The sequence below is a fragment of the Peptoniphilus equinus genome (assembly GCF_027921445.1).
Classification (GTDB): Bacteria; Bacillota; Clostridia; order Tissierellales; family Peptoniphilaceae; genus Peptoniphilus; species Peptoniphilus equinus.
Map to the genome: position 1 here is coordinate 290311 of NZ_CP115667.1, position 23318 is coordinate 313628.

General features: G+C 49.3%; 21 protein-coding genes. 20 read left to right on the forward strand and 1 reads right to left on the reverse strand.

Annotated elements, in window-relative coordinates:
- The first annotated feature begins 215 nt into the window (after window positions 1–215).
- From O6R05_RS01505 to msrB, 15 genes are all read left to right on the forward strand, one after another.
- Window positions 216–1847, forward strand: coding sequence for a tryptophanase (locus tag O6R05_RS01505; RefSeq protein ID WP_271191778.1), 1632 nt, complete (start codon window positions 216–218; stop codon window positions 1845–1847).
- An 18-nt stretch (window positions 1848–1865) separates the two neighbouring features.
- On the forward strand, window positions 1866–3200 hold the full coding sequence (locus O6R05_RS01510) for a sodium-dependent transporter (RefSeq protein WP_271191779.1): 1335 nt from the start codon (window positions 1866–1868) through the stop codon (window positions 3198–3200).
- A 164-nt stretch (window positions 3201–3364) separates the two neighbouring features.
- On the forward strand, window positions 3365–4894 hold the full coding sequence (locus O6R05_RS01515) for an S-layer homology domain-containing protein (RefSeq protein ID WP_271191780.1): 1530 nt from the start codon (window positions 3365–3367) through the stop codon (window positions 4892–4894).
- Window positions 4895–4965: 71 nt separating this feature from the next.
- On the forward strand, window positions 4966–5664 hold the full coding sequence (locus tag O6R05_RS01520) for a TVP38/TMEM64 family protein (RefSeq protein WP_271191781.1): 699 nt from the start codon (window positions 4966–4968) through the stop codon (window positions 5662–5664).
- Window positions 5665–5727: 63 nt separating this feature from the next.
- On the forward strand, window positions 5728–6084 hold the full coding sequence (locus O6R05_RS01525) for a desulfoferrodoxin family protein (protein ID WP_271191782.1): 357 nt from the start codon (window positions 5728–5730) through the stop codon (window positions 6082–6084).
- A 129-nt stretch (window positions 6085–6213) separates the two neighbouring features.
- Complete coding sequence (locus O6R05_RS01530) at window positions 6214–7233, forward strand: YeiH family protein (protein ID WP_271191783.1); 1020 nt, start codon at window positions 6214–6216, stop codon at window positions 7231–7233.
- Between the two features lie 154 nt (window positions 7234–7387).
- Window positions 7388–8581, forward strand: coding sequence for a threonine ammonia-lyase (gene ilvA, locus O6R05_RS01535; protein ID WP_271191784.1), 1194 nt, complete (start codon window positions 7388–7390; stop codon window positions 8579–8581).
- A gap of 138 nt (window positions 8582–8719) precedes the next feature.
- The gene (locus tag O6R05_RS01540) at window positions 8720–10267 is read left to right on the forward strand and encodes an HlyD family secretion protein (protein ID WP_271191785.1); all 1548 of its coding nucleotides are present in this window, start codon (window positions 8720–8722) and stop codon (window positions 10265–10267) included.
- Window positions 10268–10412: 145 nt separating this feature from the next.
- The gene (locus O6R05_RS01545) at window positions 10413–12422 is read left to right on the forward strand and encodes an efflux RND transporter periplasmic adaptor subunit (protein WP_271191786.1); all 2010 of its coding nucleotides are present in this window, start codon (window positions 10413–10415) and stop codon (window positions 12420–12422) included.
- Window positions 12419–13096, forward strand: coding sequence for an ABC transporter ATP-binding protein (locus O6R05_RS01550; protein WP_271191787.1), 678 nt, complete (start codon window positions 12419–12421; stop codon window positions 13094–13096). The genes O6R05_RS01545 and O6R05_RS01550 overlap by 4 nt, the downstream gene beginning before the upstream one ends.
- The gene (locus tag O6R05_RS01555; RefSeq protein ID WP_271191788.1) at window positions 13093–14340 is read left to right on the forward strand and encodes an ABC transporter permease; all 1248 of its coding nucleotides are present in this window, start codon (window positions 13093–13095) and stop codon (window positions 14338–14340) included. The genes O6R05_RS01550 and O6R05_RS01555 overlap by 4 nt, the downstream gene beginning before the upstream one ends.
- Window positions 14340–15464 carry a THUMP domain-containing class I SAM-dependent RNA methyltransferase gene (locus O6R05_RS01560; protein WP_271191789.1) on the forward strand — a complete coding sequence of 375 codons (1125 nt, stop codon included), beginning with the start codon at window positions 14340–14342 and terminating at the stop codon, window positions 15462–15464. Before O6R05_RS01555 ends, O6R05_RS01560 begins: the two co-directional genes overlap by 1 nt.
- Window positions 15465–15494: 30 nt before the next feature.
- The gene (locus O6R05_RS01565; RefSeq protein WP_271191790.1) at window positions 15495–16586 is read left to right on the forward strand and encodes a SpoIIE family protein phosphatase; all 1092 of its coding nucleotides are present in this window, start codon (window positions 15495–15497) and stop codon (window positions 16584–16586) included.
- A complete protein-coding gene (locus O6R05_RS01570; protein ID WP_271191791.1) occupies window positions 16586–17803 on the forward strand; it encodes a glucose-6-phosphate isomerase in 1218 nt (405 codons plus the stop codon). Before O6R05_RS01565 ends, O6R05_RS01570 begins: the two co-directional genes overlap by 1 nt.
- Before the next feature lie 72 nt (window positions 17804–17875).
- Window positions 17876–18829 carry a peptide-methionine (R)-S-oxide reductase MsrB gene (gene msrB, locus O6R05_RS01575; protein WP_271191792.1) on the forward strand — a complete coding sequence of 318 codons (954 nt, stop codon included), beginning with the start codon at window positions 17876–17878 and terminating at the stop codon, window positions 18827–18829.
- Window positions 18830–18877: 48 nt separating this feature from the next.
- Here the strand turns inward: msrB and O6R05_RS01580 are convergent, their stop codons facing one another.
- Complete coding sequence (locus tag O6R05_RS01580; RefSeq protein WP_271191793.1) at window positions 18878–19396, reverse strand: nitroreductase family protein; 519 nt, start codon at window positions 19394–19396, stop codon at window positions 18878–18880.
- A gap of 302 nt (window positions 19397–19698) precedes the next feature.
- On the opposite strand from O6R05_RS01580, the gene O6R05_RS01585 reads away from it, so the two are divergent.
- The 5 genes from O6R05_RS01585 (at window position 19699) to O6R05_RS01605 (ending at window position 23237) form a co-directional block, all read left to right on the forward strand.
- Window positions 19699–20523, forward strand: coding sequence for a tRNA 2-thiocytidine biosynthesis TtcA family protein (locus tag O6R05_RS01585; protein ID WP_271191794.1), 825 nt, complete (start codon window positions 19699–19701; stop codon window positions 20521–20523).
- Between the two features lie 18 nt (window positions 20524–20541).
- Window positions 20542–21294, forward strand: a complete 753-nt coding sequence (locus O6R05_RS01590; protein ID WP_271191795.1) for an exodeoxyribonuclease III — start codon at window positions 20542–20544, stop codon at window positions 21292–21294.
- 8 nt (window positions 21295–21302) lie between these two features.
- A complete protein-coding gene (locus O6R05_RS01595; RefSeq protein WP_271191796.1) occupies window positions 21303–22514 on the forward strand; it encodes an FprA family A-type flavoprotein in 1212 nt (403 codons plus the stop codon).
- A 137-nt stretch (window positions 22515–22651) separates the two neighbouring features.
- Complete coding sequence (locus O6R05_RS01600; RefSeq protein ID WP_271191797.1) at window positions 22652–22783, forward strand: hypothetical protein; 132 nt, start codon at window positions 22652–22654, stop codon at window positions 22781–22783.
- Window positions 22784–22919: 136 nt separating this feature from the next.
- The gene (locus tag O6R05_RS01605; protein WP_271191798.1) at window positions 22920–23237 is read left to right on the forward strand and encodes a hypothetical protein; all 318 of its coding nucleotides are present in this window, start codon (window positions 22920–22922) and stop codon (window positions 23235–23237) included.
- The last annotated feature ends 81 nt before the right edge of the window (window positions 23238–23318 follow it).

Genomic DNA, 23318 nt, shown 5'->3' on the forward strand with positions numbered 1-23318 from the left:
ACCGGGGCAAAGTGGGGATAGGGGCACGCTGTATTGGATCAAACGCTAAAAATTTTTTCTATAGCGTGATGAAGCTATTTACTTCTCGGAGTCGCTTTGGTAGACTCGAAATAGGCAACGTTTTCACGTGCCGTCTATTTCAGTATTACTGTCCGCTAGGCGATTTTCGACGACCGGGGTAATCCAAGAAAATCAAAATTTTTAGGAGGTCAGTTATGAAAGAATATCCACTGAACGTAGAAGTACCGAACTCATTTACTTATGTGACCAAAAACATCACTAAGACTACCGTTGAACAGAGGGAACGTGCCCTTCAGGCCACCCACTACAACGAATTTGCATTTCCTGCAGGACTTCTCATCGTCGATATGCTCTCTGACTCCGGCACTACAGCCATGACCGATATGCAATGGTCAGCAATGTTTCTTGGAGACGAATCTTACGGTAGAAACAAAGGTTATTATGTATTGTTGGATGCAATGAGAGACTGTTTTGAACGAGGGGACCATCCGAAGAAGAGCCTCAACCTGATCAGAAACGGTGAGCAGGATGTGGAAAAGCTTCTGGATGAACTCTATCTTGTGGAAGAAGAAGGCGGATTATTTAACGGCGGTGCCGCACAGCTGGAACGTCCGAATGCCTTTTTAATGCCACAAGGCCGTGCCGCGGAATCCATCCTCTTTGAAATCGTACGAAAGATTTTAAACGACAGAGAACCGGGCAAGACCTTTACCATCCCGTCCAACGGCCACTTTGATACCACGGAAGGCAACATCAAACAAATGGGTTCTATCCCTCGCAACCTTTACAACAAGGAGCTCCTGTTGGAAGTTCCTGAAGGCGGCGAGTATGAGAAGAATCCGTTCAAAGGGGACATGGACATTGCCAAGCTTCAAGAGCTCATCGACAAACTGGGCATTGAAAACATTCCAATGATCTACACCACCGTCACCAACAACACCGTCTGCGGTCAAGCGGTATCCATGAAGAGCATTCGTGAAACGGCTGAAATCGCGCATAAATATGAGATTCCATTTATGCTGGATGCGGCACGCTGGGCGGAAAACTGCTACTTCATCAAGATGAATGAAGAAGGCTATGCAGATAAGTCCATTCCTGAAATTGCCAAGGAAATGTTCAGCTATTGCGACGGTTTCACAGCATCGCTGAAAAAAGACGGCCACGCCAACATGGGCGGCATCTTGGCTTTCCGCGACAAGGGTTACTTTTGGAAGAAGTTCTCCGACTTCAACGAGGACGGCACCGTTAAAACCGATGTCGGCATTTTGCTTAAAGTGAAACAGATTTCCTCCTACGGCAACGACTCGTACGGCTCCATGTCCGGTCACGACATTATGGCTCTGACCCAAGGTCTTTATGAGTGCTGTAACGTGGATTATCTGAAAGAACGTGTCGATCAATGTAACTACCTTGCCAAAGGCTTCTACGACGCAGGTATCAAAGGGGTTGTCCTACCTGCAGGCGGCCACGGGGTCTATATCAATATGGATGAATTCTTTGACCACAAGCGCTCTCATGAAAGCTTTGCCGGAGAAGGCTTCAGTTTGGAACTCATCCGCCGCTACGGCATCCGGGTAGCCGAGCTGGGCGACTATTCTATGGAATACGACCTGAAGACACCGGAACAACAAAAAGAAGTAGTGAATGTCGTACGGTTCGCCGTCAACCGCTCCATGTACTCAAAAGCACACATGGACTATGTTATCGCTGCTGTCAAAGCGCTCTATGAAGACAGAGAATCCATTCCAAATATGCGCATCACCATGGGTCATAATTTGCCAATGCGACACTTCCACGCCTTCCTAGAACCTTACGAAAACAAATAAACGTAAAAGGAGGCACCTATGAGTGACAATTTAAATCGGGATAGTTTTACCGGTAAATGGGGATTTATCCTGGCGTGTATCGGCTCAGCTGTTGGGATGGGAAATATTTGGAGGTTTCCGGTCTTGGTTTCCGCGTGGGGCGGCATGACCTTTTTAATCCCATACTTCATTTTTGTTATTTTAATTGGAAGTACTGGTGTGATTGAAGAATTTGCACTGGGGCGTATGGCTGCAGCAGGTCCGATGGGTGCTTTTGCCATGGCGACGGGACGACGAGGTAAAGCCTCTACCGGAGCGGTCTTGGGATTGATTCCGATTCTGGGATCTCTCCTGCTTGCTATTGGATATACCTGCGTCATGGGTTGGATTGTCAAATACACATGGATGAGTCTTGATGGCTCACTTTACGCCATGGGACAGGATATGGGCGTCATCGGGGGCACGTTCGAAAGCACGGCGAGCGCCTTCGGTGCCAACTTCTGGATCATTCTCACCATGCTGATCAGCTTCGGGATTATGTGTATGGGCATCGCCGGCGGCATTGAAAAAGCAAACAAGTTTATGATGCCGGTGCTCTTCGTTCTATTTTTAGGCCTTGGGATCTACATTGCAATGCAGCCGGGTTCTGCAGGCGGTTACAAGTATATCTTTACTGTGAACCCTGAAGGACTTGCCGATCCGAAACTGTGGATCTTTGCTTTCGGACAAGCTTTCTTCTCCCTTTCTGTAGCAGGGTCGGGTTCGGTTATTTACGGCTCGTATCTGCCGAAGAATGAAGATATCCCTGCTTCTGCGAAAAACGTGGCTTTCTTTGATACCATGGCAGCACTTCTCGCCGCCTTTGTTATCATTCCGGCCATGGCAGTGGGCGGAGCGGAACTCTCTGAAGGGGGTCCCGGTCTGATGTTTATCTATTTGGTCAACGTCATTAACGGCATGACCGGCGGACACATTGTCGGCATCATTTTCTACGTCTGTGTGCTCTTCGCAGGGATCAGCTCCATTGTCAATCTCTATGAAACACCGGTAGCCTTTATGCAGGAGAAATTTAAATTGAATCGTGTGATGGCAACGGGCGTCATCCATGTGATCGGATGTATCGTCGCCATTATGATTCAAGCTATCGTCAGCGACTGGATGGATTTCATTTCCATCTATATGTGCCCTCTCGGTGCACTCCTTGCCGGCGTGATGTTCTTCCATGTGCTGCCGAAAGAAGAAGCTCTCAGTGCGGTAAACATGGGTGCCAAGACTACTATCGGCGACTGGTTCTATCCGCTGGGCAAGTATCTCTACTGTGCTATGGCGCTGATAGCGTTGATTGCCGGCGCCATTCTGGGCGGAATTGGCTGATTCGATATTAACGGGACCTTTCGAGGTCTCGTTTTTTTGTGTTCGGAGATTTGTCTCTTGAGACAGGACAAAAAAGTCGCAAGAGAAGCATATAAAAGTATGACAATAGTTACAATTCTTACAGAGTGCGATATAATAGAGGTAATTTAAATTTGAGGTGTACTATGAAAAAGAAACTGATAATTGCATCATTAGCAGCGTGTCTTGTCGCATCATGTATGGGAAAGCCGATTTTTGCAGCAGATATCGGGGCGGTGTTGGAGCAACCGGCTGTCAGTGAAGCTGTGGTAGGGGATACGTTGACATATAATCTGGTCATTACCGTGCCCCAAGATGAGTATCACTCCTTTGCCGTGACGTTGCTTTTGGATGAAAAGCTGAGTCTGGACAGCTCCGAGCTGGTTGGTGTTCAGGCGGGGGAAGGAATTATTTTAAAGAATTCCAAAGTGAACAATCAAAATATTGTGTCGTTGTCTGTGAATGATATTATGGCGCTTAACGGGGTCTCGTCTTTTTCAGTGGCACTGACAGTCAAGGCGGCGCAGGCGTCTGAAGACGGTCGCTTTAACAACTCTGTGGTGCTCACGTCTCAAAAACTGGATGGGACGGAAAACTCGTCGCAAAAGAATTTAACCACCAGTGCGTCAGTGACGGAGACAAAGCAGGAGATCACCGTCAATCCGATTCAAACCGAAGATGAGCTTCTCACGGGAACGACTGTGGCGAATGCGGAAGTGGCCGTGTATCTTGGGGACAATCTTCTTGGCAGTCAGCGCTCGTATGAGAACGGCGTCTTTGAAATTCCTCTTGTAAAGCAGCCGCTTGGGACGAAGCTTACAGTCACATCTACATATGTGGAGTCCGGGAAGAAAAAAGTTGACACGAAAACCGTCGTGGTCCAAGACGGCGAAGGCGAAGCGGCGGATCGGCCTATCGACATTGGGGTCTTGGAAGATTACACCTTGTGGGGCGAAGGGATGAAGATTAAAAATGCCAGCCGTGAAGATTTGGCTCGAATGAATGCTGCAACGTCCTTGGGGCGTTTTGTGTTGGTGCAGTCCGATCGTACCAATAAAGATATTCAAGATGCGTTGGAGAAGATCAAAGACGCTGCCGGATATCTGCGAGTGCCGTATATGCAAGGCTATTGGGACAAGACTTTTAAGCCGGAGTCGCCTATGACTCGCGGGGAAGTCGCCCAAGTCCTCTCTACCATCTACTTAAAGAAGGCGCCGTCCGGTCACTATTCGACGTTTAAAGATGTGAAGCAAACGGATTGGTATGCCGATGCGGTAGGTTTTATGGAAGAGAAAGGGTTTATGGGCGGCTATTACGACGGGACGTTTAAACCCGATGCCGCGATCACGCGGGCGGAATTTGCCGCCGTGCTCTACAAGTTTTATGGGGAGCCTTATGGGCACATGAGCACCCATTATGACGATGTCAAAGAGAGCCACTGGGCGAAGGACGCCATCGATTTTGTCGCAGGTGAAGGGTATATGACCGGGCGATCGGACACTGTCTTTGCCGAGTCCTATCCTATCACTCGGGCCGAGTGTGCCAAAGTGTTAAATACGATTTTAGGACGTGTACCGAATCAAAGCTTTATGGACAAGTACAGCAAGAATCCGTTCAGCGATGTCGACGCTGCCAACTGGGCCTACTATCACGTATTGGAAATTACAGGCAATTAATTTAGAACTTTGTAGGGGAATCTTTATCATAATGTAACTTTTTATGGCGGTGTTTTAGGTATAATAAAACCATGAGTACTGAAAAGCAGCGACACGATCAACAACCTCTTAAGCCGACTCACGATGTAGATCCCTTGCCGGATTTAAGCGGCGATATCACCGACGAAGCCGTGCAGGCGTCCGGGTTCAATCTCAATATGGTCTATCACGTCCTCACAGTAGTGACCATGGGATTTTTTATCTATGCCACGTATAAGGGTTATAAACTTGGGATATTTACGTCGCAGCAGAAGTTGGATGTGTTTATTCAAACTTTAGGCCTCTGGGGCCCCCTGTTTTTTGTCGGCGTGCAGATTATTCAGGTGGTCGTGCCCATCATTCCCGGCGGTGTCACGTCCATTGCCGGCGTGGTGATCTTCGGAGCTGTCAAAGGCACGATATATAATATTATCGGATGTGGTATCGGCAGTTTCATCAATTACTTTTTGGCCCGCCATTACGGGCGGGCTTTTGTCGGCAAACTCATCGGCATAAAAAAACTCAATCGCTACGAGAAATGGGTGAAAAAGGAAGTTCACTTTGACAAAGCTTTTGCTGTGGCCATGGTGGTGCCCATATCGCCTGATGATATTCTGTGTTTGTTCGCGGGACTGTTACGAATGCGGTTGTCGTGGTTCACCATGTGTATTCTCCTCTTGAAACCGTGGTCCATTTTAGCGTACACGTTAGGCGGAGAATGGATTGTGCGAAGATTTCTTTTGGGATGGTAAGATTGTCAAAGAACGGGTATAGACATAAGGTAACTTAGTTTTAACACATAGGAGGAATTGACAATGAAATTAACAGAAACAGTACAAACCGGCGACTGGAAAAATGAAAAGCACGTACCTGTTATTCACACTGAAGTCAGTGAAGACGGTCTGAGAATTCACGCTCTTGTTGGGGAAGAAATTGAGCACCCTAATACTTTAGAACACCACATTGCATGGATCAAAGTGTTCTTCCAACCAGAAGAAAGCAAGTTCCCTATCGAAGTCGGCAGCTACACCTTCTCAGCACACGGCGAAGACGAAGTGTTCTCCAAACCGGAAGTATTTGCAACCGTTAAAACGGCTAAAAAAGGTACCGTTTATGCTCTTAGCTACTGCAACATTCACGGTCTTTGGGAAAGCACTGAAGAAGTTAGATAGGCACCACACACACCGAGGCGACTCGGTGTTTTTTTGTGTGACTTACTCTAAAATAGCCTTGAGATAAGAGGTGATATTACCTATAATAAATGCGTTACTAACGAAGTTATTATAGAAAAGAGGTATAACATGAAACAAAAGCTTCCGGGTTTACTCTTAGCTCTTGCCATTGCCATACCTGCATATTTTCTTGGAAAACTGGTTCCTGTGGTCGGCGGTCCTGTCTTTGCCATTGTCATCGGCATGGCACTCTCCGGGCTGGTTGCTGACAAGCACAATCTGGATGCCGGCATCGGTTTTACCTCCAAGAAGATGCTTCAATATGCAGTTATTCTCCTTGGCTTCGGGCTCAATCTCAAAGTGGTGTTGGAAACGGGAAAAGAATCTCTGCCCATCATTCTTGCAACCATTTCCACCTCGTTGATTCTCGCCTACATAGTGTCCAAAGTGTTGCGCATTCCCTCAAAGATCGGCATTCTTGTCGGCGTGGGTTCCTCCATCTGCGGCGGCTCTGCCATTGCAGCTACAGCGCCTGTGATTGACGCTGAAGAAAAAGAAGTGGCACAGGCCATTTCCGTCATCTTTCTCTACAATGTCATCGCTGCAGTGATCTTTCCCATATTGGGACAAGTTATCGGATTCAGCACCACGGATCCCACTGCATTCGGAATCTTTGCCGGCACGGCGGTCAACGACACGTCATCGGTCACGGCTGCGGCATCCACTTGGGACAGCTTATTCGGTTTGGGGACAGGGACGTTGGATAAAGCCGTCACTGTGAAACTCACCCGAACCCTGGCCATCATTCCTATTACTTTGGCCCTTTCCATTCATGGTGCACGGCAAGGTCGCCATGGCGACGACAAGCCGAACTTTCGATCCATGGTGCCGAGCTTTATCATCTATTTCGTCCTGGCCTCGGTGCTCACCACAGTCGTTGTGGCCATGGGCGGCGACGCGGGAATCTTTGCACCGCTAAAAGACCTCTCCAAATTCTTCATTATTATGGCCATGGCGGCGATCGGACTGAAAACCAATCCCATCCATCTCATTCGCACTGGAGGCAAGGCGCTTCTCCTCGGACTGATCTGCTGGATTGGCATCACCGGCGTCAGTTTGATTATGCAGCATATGATGGGTCTGTGGTAAAGGATAAACTACTCTTTAGCAGAGTAGTTTTTTTGTGCAATGAAAGAATTTGTGAAATTCCCGTAAAATCTCACCGCAGATATCACAAAGGTTCGGAGCTATGGTACAATCAATATGAAGAAGTAGTAAATCGATTACATAGAAGGAGAAATTTATGACCTTATCAATGGACAAAGTTTATGAAGCAAAAGAAATGCTTACAGGCGTGGCACGCCGCACCAATCTCGTGCAGTCCAATGTCTACGAAAATGTTTACCTGAAAACTGAAAATCTGCAAAAGACCGGTTCGTTTAAGCTCCGGGGTGCTTACTATAAAATTTCTAAGCTGACTGAAGAAGAACGGGCTAAAGGGGTTGTGGCTTGCTCTGCCGGCAATCACGCTCAAGGGGTGGCTCTGGCATGCCAAAAATTGGGCATTCAAGCGACCATTTTTATGCCGGAATCCGCACCGATCTCTAAAGTCGAGGCCACTAAATCCTACGGCGCTGAAGTGAAACTCGTCGGTGAAGTGTACGACGATGCTTACAATGCGGCCATGGAATTTAATGAAAAACAAGGCGCAACCTTTATCCATCCATTTAATGATGAAACCTTAATGTGCGGACAAGGAACTGTCGGACTTGAAATTTATGAAGACTTAAGCGATGTGGATGTCGTGGTTGTTCCTGTTGGCGGCGGCGGACTTATTTCGGGTGTAGCCTATGTCATCAAACAGCTGCGCCCTGAATGTAAAATCATCGGGGTCGAAGCTGAAACAGCGGCATCTATGCAGTGTTCCATTGTCAATGGCAAGCTTTCCTGCGTGGATCATGTCTCCACCTTTGCAGACGGTATTGCTGTGAAGCAACCGGGCGAACTGACCTACAAATACGCTGAGGAATATGTGGACGAGATGGTCGAAGTGTCCGATGACGAAATTGCCGTGGCACTTTTGGAACTCATCGAAAAGCATAAGCTGGTCACCGAAGGCTCCGGCGCTGTTTCCTATGCGGCAATTAAGAGCGGCAAAGTGGCAATAGAAGGCAAGAAAGTGGCTTTGGTGCTCTCCGGAGGCAACATTGACCTCAATATTTTGGATCGGGTTATCACACGGGGTCTTGTCGTCAAAGGACGTCACGCACGGTTTAAAGTAAAACTCACCGACAAACCGGGACAAATTGGTTTGGTTGCTGATATTATAGGCAAGCTCGGCGGCAACATTCTGCGTATTGAGCACAATGACAGCCGTCCAAGCATGGAAATCAACTCCAAGATTGTCAAATTTGAAGTGGAAACGACAGATCAGGATCACATCGATCGCATCTTGAAGGCCATTGAAGATGAAGGTCTCATTATTTTGGAACGCTAATCGGAATGCGATATTAAAAACGCCGGATGTATCCGGTGTTTTTTTGCGGAGTTTTGTAACACGAATTTAATATAAGTCAGAGCTCTTTCTTAAAATGAGTGTCAACGTAGATGCTATAATATAGATGAGGAGATCGCCATGAAAAAACGACAGTCCAACATATATATTATCGGCGCCGTCATTCTTTTGATGGCGACAGCTTTCATCGTTATATCACGCTTACATCGTCCGATTCCTGTGAGTGCCGCTGATGTGATCACGCTTCAAAGTGCCGTAAAAAGTCAAGTCACTGAAGGTAAGGGCGTGGCAGAATCTGTAGGCAAGGTCGAGGTCACGGCCTCACCCCTTCCTATTCAATCCTTCGCCGTGACAGAAGGCGAGACGGTGCGGCGAGGTCAGGTGCTCTTTGTGCTGGATGACAGCGGGATTCGTCAGGAGATTGAAAGGGTGAACCGAGCAGGTACGGTGGACAGCACGCCTGTATTTAATGCCTACGATGCGTGGAAGAGCGCTCGGGAGACCTACGAGACGGAGCTCGCCAAAGCAAAGAAAAAGAATAAAAACCTGCTCTCTTCTGAAGAGCGACAAGCCATGCAGAAGGACGTGGATCAACTGACGGCGCAGATTGCGGCTAAGGACGTGGAGATTCCGAACCTCGAGGCCGAGAAGCAAGCTCTTGAGGAGGAAGTCAAGGCACTGGCGGCGAACATTGAAGGGACTAAAACAGCGCTGAAGAAAAACCAAACGAATTTAAATGTGAAACAGCAGGACGCATCGGAGGACGACAACGGCACACAAGATACCTCGTCCTTGGAGTATACCGATGAAGAACGGCATATTCGCACCTTGGAAAATCAGCTGGCAGGCTATGAACACCAAAACGAAGTGCTCGCTCGCCGCAAAATTGAACTCGAGGAGACCTTGAAGCGTCTCGCCGAAGAACAGGAGACCGATGCTAAGGAAGTGGACCGGTTGGCCGAGCGTTTAGAAAGTGGCGAGGCAACGGACACGTCGGCGCTGGACTCTTATCGCGACGCCGTGGCGGAAGCACAGACGCATTATCTGAAGTTAAAAGCCCGGACACAGCAGGCACAAAAAGAGGCCGACGAAGCCGCAGTAGAACGACTCGCCGAGCTCTATCGCTCTCTTGAGACGACGGTGGTGAAAAGCCCTGTGGACGGTCGGGTGAGTGACCTGCGTGCCGGCGTCGGAGACGTGGTAAAAGGCCGGGTGCTCACACTGATCACTAAGGGACACACCGTCATTCATGAGACGGAAGTGTTCAATGGTAAGGTGGAGGTTGGCGATATCGTCACCCTTAACGATACCGTCAGCGGTAAGGTGGAGGCTGTAGGAGGGAGTGACAATTCCGAGGAGCTCTATCTCAGCACGGATACGCCAATTGAGGGCGACGTCACATTAAAGATCACCCGAGGGGTGGTGCAAGGGGTGCTTATTCCAAAGTCTGCCATCGGCACCAGCGGCAAACTGAAAGACTATGTGCTTCTGTGTGAGTCCGGTGAGGACGGCAAGACGCAGAAGGCTGTGATGCACCCGGTCAAGACGTTGCCTTACGATGATCACCGAGTGTTCAGCGCAGATATGACCCTTAAAGGCGCCGATATTTTTAAAAATCCGCAGCAGGTTGACGACGGTACGGCGTTCTATATCCAAGACCCACAGTAAGGTTTGAGAATCTCTCTGTAACATGGGAGATTTTTTATTGGGCAGCTGACACAGCGATAGTATGACTGAAATTTAATTATTTCTTTAGAATCTATTTAGATTATCTTTAAGGTTTCAAGATATAATAAAGCATGGAGGTATATGAATGAACGTAGACAATATAAAGCAATTTTTCAGCTCACATAAAAAGATTCTTATTCCTGTCGGTGTACTTGCGGTAGGTCTCGCCGGATTTTCCTTTTTAGGCGGCGGCGGAGGGAACCTTGCAGAACTTCAAAAAGCGGATACGACGTTGGTGGCGCGTAAAAACTTTGCCAATACCGTCACAGAGAGCGGCACGGTGATCAGTGAGGATTCCTCGGATGTGTTTGCACAGAAAAGTTTGCCGGTGTCCAGCATTGAGGTGGAAGTCGGCGATACGGTAGTTCAGGGTCAAATCATTGCCAAACTTGACGATTCGTCCATCCGCCAACAGATCGCCGCAAAGGAAGCGCTCATCGGCTCAACCAATCGAGCTGCCGGCGTTCAGGTCAAAGGCGCTCAGGACAAGTTGAACGAGGCGGTCAAAGGTAAAGCGGAAGGCACTAATGCCCAGGTGGTCAGTGCCAACGCCGGGGTCCTTCAGGCCTACGACCAGTGGCAGCTGGCGGAGAAGACTTATGACGACTATCTGCGCAGCTTAGACATGGGTTATAACGACGCCGTCGCCGCACAGATCAGTGCCGATACCAATCTTCAAAACAGTTTAAATACTCAGAGTCTGGCGTATGAGCAGTCTAGGGAAAAGCTTGCTGAACTTGAGATCCAGACACGAAATGCCGAGTACAGCTACCAAGCGGCAAGCGCTCAGGTCGAAGCCCTGAAGTCGGAAGACAATGCCGTGACGCGGCGAATGAATGATCTCACCCTTGAAATTGAAAATCTCTCGGCGCAGTTGCAAATGCGAAGCGGCGTGGGCGGCGCTATGACGAGTAATGTGACGGGGAATGTGACGACTGATAACACCGCCGTAAACGACGCGGCATCTGATGTCAACGGGGCAAACGCCATGGCGGCCGACGCATCCCTCCGTGCTGATGAAGTAGACATGGACGCCATTCGTGCCGACATTGAAAATCGTAAGCGGGAACTGAATGAACTGACCATGCGTTCTGCCGAGCTCAAAACAGACATCGCTGAAGCGGAAGCGGAAAAGAGTAAGTTTAAAGCGCTTCTCGATACGAATCATGACACACGCCTTGCGTTGGAAAAGGAGATTGAACAACAGGCTCTGGGTGTGGAAAATGCCCAAAAAACCATGGCCGCTCAAGCAAAACAGGATCAGTTGGCCAAACAGTCTCGTGAAGATACGTTGCGCACCTACCAAAAGAACGCCGCCGATGCACGAAACGCCTATGAACGGGCAAAGGAGAATGTCACCGTGGCCCTGGCTCAACAGGACTCGGAAATTCGAGCCCTTCAGTCCGGTGTCGAACAGGCTCAGGCAGGCGGAGACAACAGCGTGAACTCGGTGGATTTGAAAAACCTCTATGAAGAGTTGGAAGAGACGACCATTAAGGCGCCGATTTCAGGCACAATCACCCAAGTGGATATGGTCAAAGGTCAAGTGCCGACGCAAGCCGTGGCACACATCCAAACGGTAAAACGGACTGTGGTGGAATCTCAAATTAAAGAGTTCGACTTCCCGAAAGTTCACGTGGGTATGGAGGTGGAAATCACCTCGGATGCATTGGGCCGTGATACCGTCTTTAAGGGGAAAGTAGCGTCCATCGATCCTGTGCCTAAGGCGGCGGATCCGTCGGCTCAAAAGCAGGAAGTGTCCTACGGGACGAAAATCACCTTTGAAGATCCTGACAATAAGCTTCAACCGGGCATGACCGTGCGGATCAGGTACGTTTTGGAAGCCAAGGATGATGTCATCGTCATTCCGGCTACCGCCATCTATAAGAAAAATGATAAGGATTTTGTCCTTCTCGTTGACGACAGTGACACCGCTACCATTCGTGAAGTGAATGTACGGATTATTACCGGTAACGATGTGGAATCGGTGGTGGAATCGGACCATTTCAAAGGCAAGGTTCGCGTGTTGAATATGCCGGATCAATATCCGTCAGGGACGGAAGTTCAACTGGTTGACACGGTGGCGACGCCATGAGAGAGCTCATTACTATGGAGGGTATCGTCAAACGCTACTACATTGGCGAACCCAACGAGCTTGAGATTCTCCACGGCATCAATCTAAAGGTCTACGACGGGGAGTTTGTCGCGATTGTCGGCGCATCAGGTTCCGGCAAGAGTACGCTGATGAATATCATCGGCCTGTTGGATCGCCAGACGGAGGGGACGTATCATCTGGACGGTCTGGATATGAGCGCAGCTAAGGACTCGGAACTCTCAGGCATTCGGAATAGAAAAATCGGTTTTGTCTTTCAAAATTTCAATTTGATTCCTCGGCTCTCGGCTCAGAAAAATGTGGAGCTGCCTATGGTGTATGCGAGGGACAAAGACGTTGATAAAGATAAGCGGGCCAAAGAACTGTTAGAGTTGGTGGAGATGAGTGACCGGGCACGGCACAATCCCAACGAGCTCTCCGGAGGGCAGAAGCAGCGGGTTGCTATCGCAAGAGCCATGGCCAACAGACCGTCCATCCTCCTGGCCGATGAGCCGACCGGAGCGTTGGACAGCAAGACGGGCCGAAGTGTTATGGATCTCTTTCATCGTCTGAACAGAGAACAGAAGATGACCATTATTCTCATCACCCACAATCCTGAGCTGGCTGCTGAAACAGGGAGAATCTTGACCATGGTGGATGGAAGGATTGAAGAATGAGTATTTTCGACAATATAAAAATGGCCTTGGAAGGCTTAAAACTCAATAAGATGCGTTCCTTTCTCACCATGCTCGGTATCATCATCGGCATCGCCTCGGTCATTGCTATTTTGACCATCGGTCAGGCCATGACACGAACCGTCTCCGAGGGGTTTGACAGCTTCAGCAAAAACTTGGTGGATGTAATGTTATATCCGAAAGACGGTTACGACTGGGTGGATATTTCCCAGCGGGATTTCTTTACGACTCAAGATGTAGAAAATGTCAAACGGGTGATGCAAAGTTCCATCGAGAGTGCCGTGATCCAAACGGTCAGTCTGTCGGGACGCATAAAACCGGAGAGCGGATCGGAGCTTCAGGTCAACGTGAACAGCATGAGTAACGGTGCGGAAAAGATAAACAATTTAACGATGCTCACCGGCCGTTTCTACACGCAAGAAGATGTGGAAGCCTACAGAGATGTCTGTGTCATCAGTGACACTGTAGCTCAAAAGGTTTTTGGCGGCTACGCCGAGGCTCTGGGACAAGATGTGGAAGTGACCACCGGCAACGGGATTTATGTCTATCGCTGTGTGGGCGTCTATAAAAACGAACCGATCTCCTTTGGAGCTTTCGGCGGTCAGGATGACGTGACTACACTGTATATTCCTTACAATGTGGGCGCGCGAGACCATGGCGGCGGCAACGAAACCTTTACGAGTTTTGTCGTCGTGACCCGAAACAATGAGCAAGTGGGCACTACGGCGACGAACATTGAAAAATACTTCAATGAAGGCAAATACGCCGATAACGAGATCACCACCGTATCAGCTGAAACCTTAGATTCACAGCTGCAGCAAATCAATGACGTCATGAATAACGTGCAGCTCGCCATTGGCGGGATTGCCGCCATTTCTCTGCTCGTCGGAGGCATCGGGGTCATGAATATTCTTTTGGTTTCCGTGACGGAGCGGACTCGAGAAATCGGGGTACGTAAAGCCTTGGGTGCTACGGCTCGAGATATTCGGGGACAATTTATCACAGAGAGTATCATCATCTGCATTATAGGTGGTATTATAGGAGTACTACTGGGAGGTGCATTAGGTTATTTCGCATCGAATCTGATGGGCAAGGGCACCTTGCCGGATCTCTTCTCTATAGTTCTGGCCGTGGGTTTCTCAATGAGTATTGGGATCTTTTTCGGATACTATCCGGCCAACAAAGCGGCGAAACTTAATCCTATTGATGCATTGAGGTATGAATAATGACACAGATAATTGTAACGGCAAACTTCGGTTTGGAAGCCAGTGTGAAACGGGAACTTAAAAACTTGGGATATGACGAATTGAGTGTAAGCGACGGTCGCATCACGTTGACGGGCGAGGCGCGGGACATTGCCATTCTCAATTTAAATTTACGGTGTGCGGAGCGGGTGCTCATGGAAGTGGGGGCATTTAAGGCGCTGAGCTTTGATCAACTTTTTGAAGAGGTCAAAGCGCTTCCTTGGGCAGATCTCCTCTTTGAAGACGCCAATTTCAGCGTGGACGCAAAAAGCTACAAGTCCCGACTCTATTCCCTTGCGGATATTCAACGAATCTCCGAGAAGGCCATTGTTGAGAAGCTGAAACTCACGTACAAGCGCAGCTTCTACGAAAAAACAGGCAACCGCCACCGCATTGAAGTGGCCATTCGCAACGACCGGGTGGTGGTGAGCCTCGACACCTCAGGCGACGGCCTGCACAAGCGAGGCTATCGGGCGGCATCGTTTAAAGCACCGATTTCCGAAACATTGGCGGCGGCAATGATTGAGCTTTCGTATTGGAATCCGGATCGTCCCCTGGTCGATCCCTTCTGCGGCTCAGGGACCATTCTCATTGAAGCGGCGATGATGGGCAAAAACATTGCACCGGGGCTGACGCGGCACTTTGACTTTGAACATTTTAAGTTTATGGATGCAAGCCATTTAAAAGAGGAGCGGGCACGAGCCTATGCCCACATCGACTATGACACGAAGCTTGATCTGATCGGTTCGGACATCGCACGCAAGGCCATCGATATTGCGAAGATGAACACGGAGATGTTAGGGCTGGAGGACGATATTCGCTTCTTTGTGAAAGATGTGCGGGAGTTGGACTTGCCGGACAATTACGGAGTCATTATCACCAATCCGCCTTACGGGATGCGTATCGGCGGTGAGGAAGTGGCGGAGCTTGAAAAAGCTTTGAAGGCTTTGTACCGTTCCGTGCCCACCTATTCCATGTATGTCATCAGCGCCCATGAAGCGCTTGAGAAAAACGTGGGCAAGGCGAACCGCAATCGCAAACTGTACAACGGCGGGTTGTTGTCCTACTACTACCAATATTTCGGGCCGCGGCCGAAAACTGTGTAACTATGCTATAATGTGAGGGAGGTGGTCACTGTGGAGCAGTATTATAAATTCATAAGCAATCCCGGATTAAATCGTCAAATATTGGACAGCATTGCAGATTTAATCCGAGTTATTGATTTTAAAAATCAGATCATCTATGCCAACAAAGCCCTCCAGGATTTGCTTGGCTACGACACTGAGCGCAAACTCTCCCGCATTGACCGCGAAGGCATCGATACCGTCATCTCCCGTCGCACCTATGAGACCGGCGAGGTGATCCAACGGGAGGAGACTATCGGCGGGAAATTGTACTCCGTGAAGAGCTCGCCGTTGGAGAAAGACGGCCACGTCATAGGCGTGGTGGAAGTCTTTCGAAATATCGACAAAGAACAGATGCTCCTCTCTGAAATTATGGAGCGCAACAAAGCGATGACCATTGAGATGAATCACGCGCAAAAGATCCAGTCGGCGCTTCTGCCGGCAAAGGGCTTTCTTTCCACGCTGAAGGTCGACTACCTCTACCATCCGTCCAATATGTTAAGCGGCGATATGTTTGATATTTTTCCCATCAACGACGACAATGTCGGCATCTATATTGCTGATACGGTGGGCCACGGCTTTGCCTCGTCGATGATTACCATGTTCATACGTATTGCCATGCGTAACATTTCCCGAGACAAAAAACTCGCTCCGGCGAAACTCTTGGAAGAATTGTCACAGCGCTTTGTGAATTTGGGGTTGGACGGTGAGACCTACTTCACCTGTTTCTACTGCGTCTACAACAAGAAGAAGTCCCTTTTGACCTACGCCAATGCCGGGCACTTTCCAAGTCCGATTGTGGCGACGGAAAAGGGCAGCGAGGAACTGGTGCTAAGCGGCTTTCCTATCTCGCCGTTTTTTAAAGGGAGCGGCTACGAGTCCGACTCGATCAGGCTTAAGACCGGGGATAAACTCTGTCTGATGACCGACGGTCTTTCTGAAACCATGGATTACAACGGCGAACAGTTCGGGACGGATCGGGTCAAGGCTATTTTACAAGACAATGACAACGATGAACTCTTGGTGCTGAAGCGTGCCGTCTACAATTTTATGTGGGGCGAACAACGGGACGACTTAACGGCACTGTTAATAAAGGTTTGGTAATGTTAACATATTCAGGAATTGACAGCGACGCGCCTTGTGATTTGGAGGCGTTAGTTGCAGAGGCACAAATCACCTACAAGGACTATCTCGGCTGGCAAAATCCCGAGAACTCCCTTCGGGAACTGGACCGGATTAAAGAGCTGGCACAGTTCATTAAAGACAACTACGAGCTTGTGATTGTCTGCGGTGCAGGGGGATCCTACACGGGGGCACGAGCCATCATTGAAGCTACAGACGGACAAAGTGCAAACCTCACCCGAAAGACGAAAGTCGTCTTCATGGGCAATCATCTGTCCAGCTTAGGTTTGCAGGAAGTCTTAAGCTTTGTCGACACGTTCAATACGTGCATGATTGTAGTCTCCAAGTCGGGCACCACGATTGAAACCAACATCGGCTATCAATTGGTGCTGCGGCGGTTTAAAGAAAAATACGAAAACCCATATGAGCGCATTGTCATCATCACCGGCGATGACACAGGCTTTTTATATCGAGAGCACGCGGCACACGGCATGGAGCTGCTCACGGTGCCGAAGGATGTGGGCGGGCGATACAGTTTACATACGGCGGTGGGACTACTGCCCATGGCAGTGGCGGATGTGGACATCGATGCCTTTTTAGCAGGTCTCTTTGACTATCGCCGTTTGACGGAAAATGCGGACAACCCTTCCCGCCGTTATGCCTGTGACCGACGGGCGCTTTTCCTAAAAGGAAAGACCACGGAATTTCTGGTGAGCTACGATCCGCGCATGGAATACTATCAAAAGTGGTACGTCCAGCTCTTTGGCGAGAGTGAAGGCAAGCACAAGGATGTCATCTTTCCGAGTTATATGGTCAATACCACCGATCTTCACTCTATGGGTCAGTACCTCCAGGAGGGCCCGGGCAATGTCTTTGAAACCGTCATTGACGTGAGCCGCTATCCGGTGGACTTTGATGTGAATCTTGCAGCTTTTGACGACTGTTATCAAGCCCACGATCACTTTTCGCTGAACGCACTGAAGCGCATTGTCAGCCGCGCGACGAAAGAAGCTCATCAAAAGAACGATGTGACCAGCCTCGGCATTGAACTTGAACGACTGGACGCCTATACCATGGGTGAGATGGCCTACTTTTTTATGGAAGCGTGCTTTGTGTCGTCGTTGCTCTTTCATGCTCATCCTTTCAATCAGCCCGGGGTGGAAGAATACAAACAGGAATACAAACACAGATTGCAGTGACGTGTGATGAAATAAGACCTCAGGGTCTTATTTTTTTATGGGTATTAATGAGAAGAACCAAAGGAGGTTGTTATGAAAATAAATCAAATGGGAAGTCAAAACGTCCAAACACTCTATTTGGCAGGGGGATGCTTTTGGGGCGTGGAAGGCTACTTTAAAAAATTACATGGCGTACTGACAACGACTGTGGGTTATGCCAACGGCAAGACGGAAGCGACCGACTACCACGCCCTTGCCGTGACGGACCATGCCGAGACCTTAAAAGTTCGTTACGATGCCTATAAAATATCACTGGAAGAGCTCCTCGATCACTTCTTTCGCATCATCGATCCCACCACGATCAACAAACAGGGCAATGATGTCGGGCGTCAGTATCGCACCGGGATTTACAGTGAGGACGGGCGTGTCCTTGAACGGGCGCGTGAGATTATTGAAGAGAAGCAAAAGGATTATGAGCGGACCATTCGAGTGGAAGTGGCGCCGCTGTTACACTTCATCGAGGCGGAAGACTACCACCAGGACTATTTGGACAAAAATCCCGGCGGCTATTGCCATATCAATTTGGCGCTAGCTGATGAACCTTTGGACTATCCGAAGAAAGAGCCGGAATCCGATGCGGCGCTCAAAGCACGGATTGGCGATGTGGCCTATGATGTGGTCAAACACGCCGGCACGGAACGCCCCTTTACCAGTCGCTATGACAAGTTCGACGAGGAGGGCATCTATGTGGATATCGTGACCGGCGAGCCGCTGTATTCATCCAGAGATAAGTACGACGCCGGCTGCGGATGGCCAAGCTTTACCAAGCCCATTGTGTCAGGCGCCAACGAATACCGTGACGACTACAGCTTCGGGCACCGCACAGAAGTGCGTTCCACGGCGTCTCACTTGGGCCATGTGTTTGAAGACGGTCCGGCAGAGACGGGACACCTTCGCTACTGTATAAACGGCGCAGCCTTGGAATTCATTTCCTACGACGAAATGGATGAGAAAGGTTACGGCAACTATAAAAAATACGTGAAATAAGCAATAAAAAATCAACTTAACTCGTTAGGAGCCAAGTTGATTTTTTGTTTAGCGCGGTGTGTTGAAATGAATTTTATCTGAGATATCGAAGTCTTTTCTCTTGCGAACCCGTTCGTCACCGTAGCCTACCGGGATGATGTTCACAGGGGTAAGACCTGCAGGAATGTCAAGGAACGTGGCGAGATACTCCGACGCCGGCTTGTCCTCTTTTTCAGTGCCGTAGATGTTGACCCATGCCGTATCCAGCCCCTCTTCTTTGGCCAGGAGTTGGAAGTAGGCTGTGACGACAGCGGACTCTTGCAGCCAGGTTGTCGTTGTGTCCGTGTGAGCCAAGGTGATGATGCACAGAGGGACATCGGCCAGGTACTTGGTGGAGAAGGCGCCGAGCTTGGCGAGCTTCTCGAGAGACGGCTTGTCGTCCACCACGAGAAATTCAATAGGTCGTGCGCTCTTGTAGGACGGACCCATGAGGGCAAATTTCAAAAGCTCTTTAACGGTATCAAAATCCACAGCATCGTTTTTGTAGGTGCGAATGGTGTGGCGATCTTTAATTAAATCTTTGAACATAGTTCACCTCCGACTTTATTTTACCACAATTTGTACCCAAAAATGAAAACGGTGGCGGCGGCATCTATGATGAAATTAAGGCGGAAAAAATATTTTTGAAAAAGATTGATAAAACGCTTGCAATAGGTTCGACACCATGTTATTATGACAGTGTAAATATCCACCGAGGATATTTCGATCATCTTTTTTCTTCCCAGCTATACATAAAAAGGCACCCGCGAGGTGCCTTTTTGCGTGTTCAATAAATTAATACATGGTATAATGATTTCGACAGGTGAAATAAATATAATGAAGGATACTCTATGATTCAAACACAACCATCCGTCCAAGATATTGAACGGAGCTTAATAAAAGGCTACCGACGTTATATTTGGCGGCCGTTTACACGTGCAATTAACGAATTTGAAATGGTAACTGACGGCGATAAGATTGCCGTGGCCATATCCGGGGGCAAGGACTCCCTCACATTGGCCAAGTGTTTTCAAGAGCTGAGGCGCCATGGCAAAATGCATTTTGATTTGGAGTTTATTGCGATGGATCCGGGCTATATTCCCGAGAAGCGTCGGCTCCTTGAGATAGACTGCGACGCGCTGGGCATTCCGGTGAAGATTCACGACAGCAACATCTTTGAAGCCTCTCAGACCATGGATGCACAGAATCCGTGCTACCTTTGTGCGCGGATGCGCCGGGGCAATCTCTATGCCAAAGCCAGAGAACTCGGGTGCAATAAATTGGCCCTCGGCCATCACTTTGACGACGTCATTGAAACGGTGCTCTTAAACGTGCTCTTCGGCGCCAACTATAAAACTATGATGCCCAAACTGCGCTCAGCGAACTTTGAAGGGTTGGAGCTCATCCGACCGCTCTATTATGTGCGGGAGGCATCGGTGAAAAACTTTGTCGCCCATGCCGGCATCGAACCTTTGGACTGTGCCTGTGTCGTCAGCGCCAACAAAGAAGAGGGGTCCATGCGAGCCTATATCAAAGGCTTGATCCAACAGATCGAAAAGAAAAATCCCAATGTGGGCATCAGCATTTTACGCTCTGCACAGAATGTGGAACTGGGCGCCGTCTTGGAATACAAAGACAAACAGGGCGAGCGCACATCCTTTTTAGATAACTACTAAGTAACAACTGAGGTGCATATGAAATTTATATCCTGGAATGTCAACGGACTTCGGGCAGGAATAAAAAAAGGCTTTGTGGACAAACTCTACAGCCTGAACCCGGATGTCATCGGCCTGCAAGAGATCAAACTCTCGGAAGGGCAGTTGGAGCTGGAACTGGAAGGGTACACCACCTATTACAACTACGCCGAACGCAAGGGTTACTCCGGGACGGCCATCTTTACCAAAGTACAACCCCTTGCCGTCACCTACGGGATCGGCATACCGGAGCATGACAATGAAGGCAGAGTCATCACCATGGAATTTGATGACTACTACTTCATCACCTGCTACACACCGAATTCCAAGCGCGGCTTGGAACGACTGGACTATCGCATGGTGTGGGAAGATGCCTTTCGGGCGTATGTCAACGCACTCGACGCCAAAAAGCCCGTCATTCTCTGCGGTGATCTGAACGTGGCCCACAACGACATTGACTTGGCAAATCCCGACGCCAACCACAAATCCGCAGGATTCAGCGATGAAGAGCGGGCAAAATTTACCGAGCTTCTGGCAAGCGGCTACACCGATACCTTCCGCCATCTCTATCCCGATACCGTCAACGTCTACTCCTGGTGGAGCAACTTCGCCAAAGCCAGAGAGCGTAACGTCGGTTGGCGCATTGACTACTTCGTCGTCTCCAATCGTCTGATCGATGCCGTTGAAGATTCTAAAATCCACATGGACGTCTTAGGTTCCGACCACTGTCCTGTGGAATTACTACTAAAGTGAGGTATGACTTGGAGCAACTATTTACAGAAAAAATACACGACAATCTCTATTACATCGGCGTCAACGACCGCATCACCACCCTCTTTGAGAGAATGTGGCCCCTGCCTGACGGCGTCGCTTATAACAGCTACCTGCTGACAGGTGAAAAATCCATCTGCATGGACCTCGTCAAAGACTTTACCGTCAAGGACTTTCTGAGCAAAGTGGACGAAGTGTTGGAGGGTAAGCCACTGGATTACCTGGTCATCAACCACGTGGAACCGGACCATTCCAGCGGCATTGATGAAGTCTTGAGCCGCTATCCGGACCTACACATCGTCTGCAATAAAAAGACCGTTCCGATGTTGAAAAATTACTACAACATCGAGGACAATCTCATTGTCGTCGGCGACGGCGAGAGTTTAAAGCTCGGGGATCACGAATTCACCTTTTACATGACGCCGATGGTGCACTGGCCGGAGTCCATGGTGTGCTATGAACCCGCCACCAAAACCCTGTTTTCACAAGACATCTTCGGCGGCTTCGGCACGTTGAACGGTGCCATCTTTGACGATCAGGTGAAATTTAACGACTACTACCACAGCGAAACCACTCGCTATTTCATCAACATCGTAGGCAAGTATGCGACTCAGGCACTGCGGGCGCTGAAAAAAGTCGGCGAACTGGATATTGAGACCATCTGTCCGGTGCACGGCGTGGTGTGGCGTTCCAATCCTCGCTTTATCATCGACCTGTATACCGCACTGGCGGAGCAAAAGACCGTGCCGGGCGTGGTGATTATCTTCGGCTCCATGTACGGCAACACCCAGCGGATGGCGGAAGCCGTGGCAAAAGGGGTCGCCGAAGGGGGCATCACCGACATTCGTATTCACGATATAGCAAACACACCCCAAAGCTATCTGCTGGCGGATACGTGGAAGTATCGCGGCGTCATCTTAGGCTCCTGCTCATACAACAACAACATCTTTCCGCCGATGAGTTTCTTGATGGAAGAGCTCCATCACCAAAAGATGAAGAACAACATCTGGGGCTTCTTCGGATCCTACTCCTGGAGCGGCGGCGCAATGAAACGGTTTAAAGCCTTCAGCGACGAATTGAAGCTCGACACCCTTTCGTTGCAGCCGGAAATTCAAGGGGCCGCCACGAAAGAAGAGATTGAACAATTAAAAGAACTTGGCCGACAAATGGCGCGTCGTATTCTTGAGGGCGACGAGGCTTAAGCGGCGGCGAGTGAAGGGATGCTTCGGAAGAAGTGTCCTTTTTTATTAGGGTGGCGGCGATGACAGTCGTTACGGCTGTCAGTTCAGCACTGTGATGACGGGACAAAAGAGCGATCCGAGTCAATCCCGCTTCAAATGTGAACGCCATAACATGTCGCCGGGCGTCGGAGCGTATGCTCAGACCGTACTTCGGCGCAGTGCGATGCCATCGTGCGGGACGTCAGTCGGTGCAAAACACGTCGTTGTATTCTGTAATCGAAGTACAATAAAAAAGCTTTCCAAACCCTATATATATATATATATATAATGTAAGAAAAACTATGAGGTGCGGTAGGGGATTAAGGGCGGCGTCTGACATATCACCGCCCTGAGTGGGAGACCCTTCGCGGCACGAAAGGAGACACAATGAAGAGACAACACATTAAAATTTTCCTGCTGGCGTTACTCGTAGGGATCACCTTCGCTGCGCTCAGTCGGAAAACCTATGCACAAAGTCCGACAGACCTTGTCAACTATGACCTGACGGACACGGCCTATAACGCGGCGTATTCCGTAGTGGCCAACGGCGACGCCGACGCCAAGACTTTGATTATCTCCGGGGAAGGCCGCATCGACAAGGCCAAGTGGGACGCCATGATGATCGCTTTTGTCACGAAGGACTTTCTTAATGCCAGAGAGTCCAAAATTGAGATTCAAGGGGACGGCGTCATCGCACTGCCGTAGGATTCTTCGTATTTGTTTTGCCCCGGGCATGATTTTGAGGGAGGTTTAGTCGGACAGCCAATACATAACGAGGAGTCATAC

Coding starts and splice junctions, on each gene's coding strand:
- O6R05_RS01505 (WP_271191778.1), top strand. CDS start 216: ATGAAAGAATATCCACTGAACGTAGAAGTACCGAACTCATTTACTTAT.
- O6R05_RS01510 (WP_271191779.1), top strand. CDS start 1,866: ATGAGTGACAATTTAAATCGGGATAGTTTTACCGGTAAATGGGGATTT.
- O6R05_RS01515 (WP_271191780.1), top strand. CDS start 3,365: ATGAAAAAGAAACTGATAATTGCATCATTAGCAGCGTGTCTTGTCGCA.
- O6R05_RS01520 (WP_271191781.1), top strand. CDS start 4,966: ATGAGTACTGAAAAGCAGCGACACGATCAACAACCTCTTAAGCCGACT.
- O6R05_RS01525 (WP_271191782.1), top strand. CDS start 5,728: ATGAAATTAACAGAAACAGTACAAACCGGCGACTGGAAAAATGAAAAG.
- O6R05_RS01530 (WP_271191783.1), top strand. CDS start 6,214: ATGAAACAAAAGCTTCCGGGTTTACTCTTAGCTCTTGCCATTGCCATA.
- ilvA (WP_271191784.1), top strand. CDS start 7,388: ATGACCTTATCAATGGACAAAGTTTATGAAGCAAAAGAAATGCTTACA.
- O6R05_RS01540 (WP_271191785.1), top strand. CDS start 8,720: ATGAAAAAACGACAGTCCAACATATATATTATCGGCGCCGTCATTCTT.
- O6R05_RS01545 (WP_271191786.1), top strand. CDS start 10,413: ATGAACGTAGACAATATAAAGCAATTTTTCAGCTCACATAAAAAGATT.
- O6R05_RS01550 (WP_271191787.1), top strand. CDS start 12,419: ATGAGAGAGCTCATTACTATGGAGGGTATCGTCAAACGCTACTACATT.
- O6R05_RS01555 (WP_271191788.1), top strand. CDS start 13,093: ATGAGTATTTTCGACAATATAAAAATGGCCTTGGAAGGCTTAAAACTC.
- O6R05_RS01560 (WP_271191789.1), top strand. CDS start 14,340: ATGACACAGATAATTGTAACGGCAAACTTCGGTTTGGAAGCCAGTGTG.
- O6R05_RS01570 (WP_271191791.1), top strand. CDS start 16,586: ATGTTAACATATTCAGGAATTGACAGCGACGCGCCTTGTGATTTGGAG.
- msrB (WP_271191792.1), top strand. CDS start 17,876: ATGAAAATAAATCAAATGGGAAGTCAAAACGTCCAAACACTCTATTTG.
- O6R05_RS01580 (WP_271191793.1), bottom strand. CDS start 19,396: ATGTTCAAAGATTTAATTAAAGATCGCCACACCATTCGCACCTACAAA.
- O6R05_RS01585 (WP_271191794.1), top strand. CDS start 19,699: ATGATTCAAACACAACCATCCGTCCAAGATATTGAACGGAGCTTAATA.
- O6R05_RS01590 (WP_271191795.1), top strand. CDS start 20,542: ATGAAATTTATATCCTGGAATGTCAACGGACTTCGGGCAGGAATAAAA.
- O6R05_RS01605 (WP_271191798.1), top strand. CDS start 22,920: ATGAAGAGACAACACATTAAAATTTTCCTGCTGGCGTTACTCGTAGGG.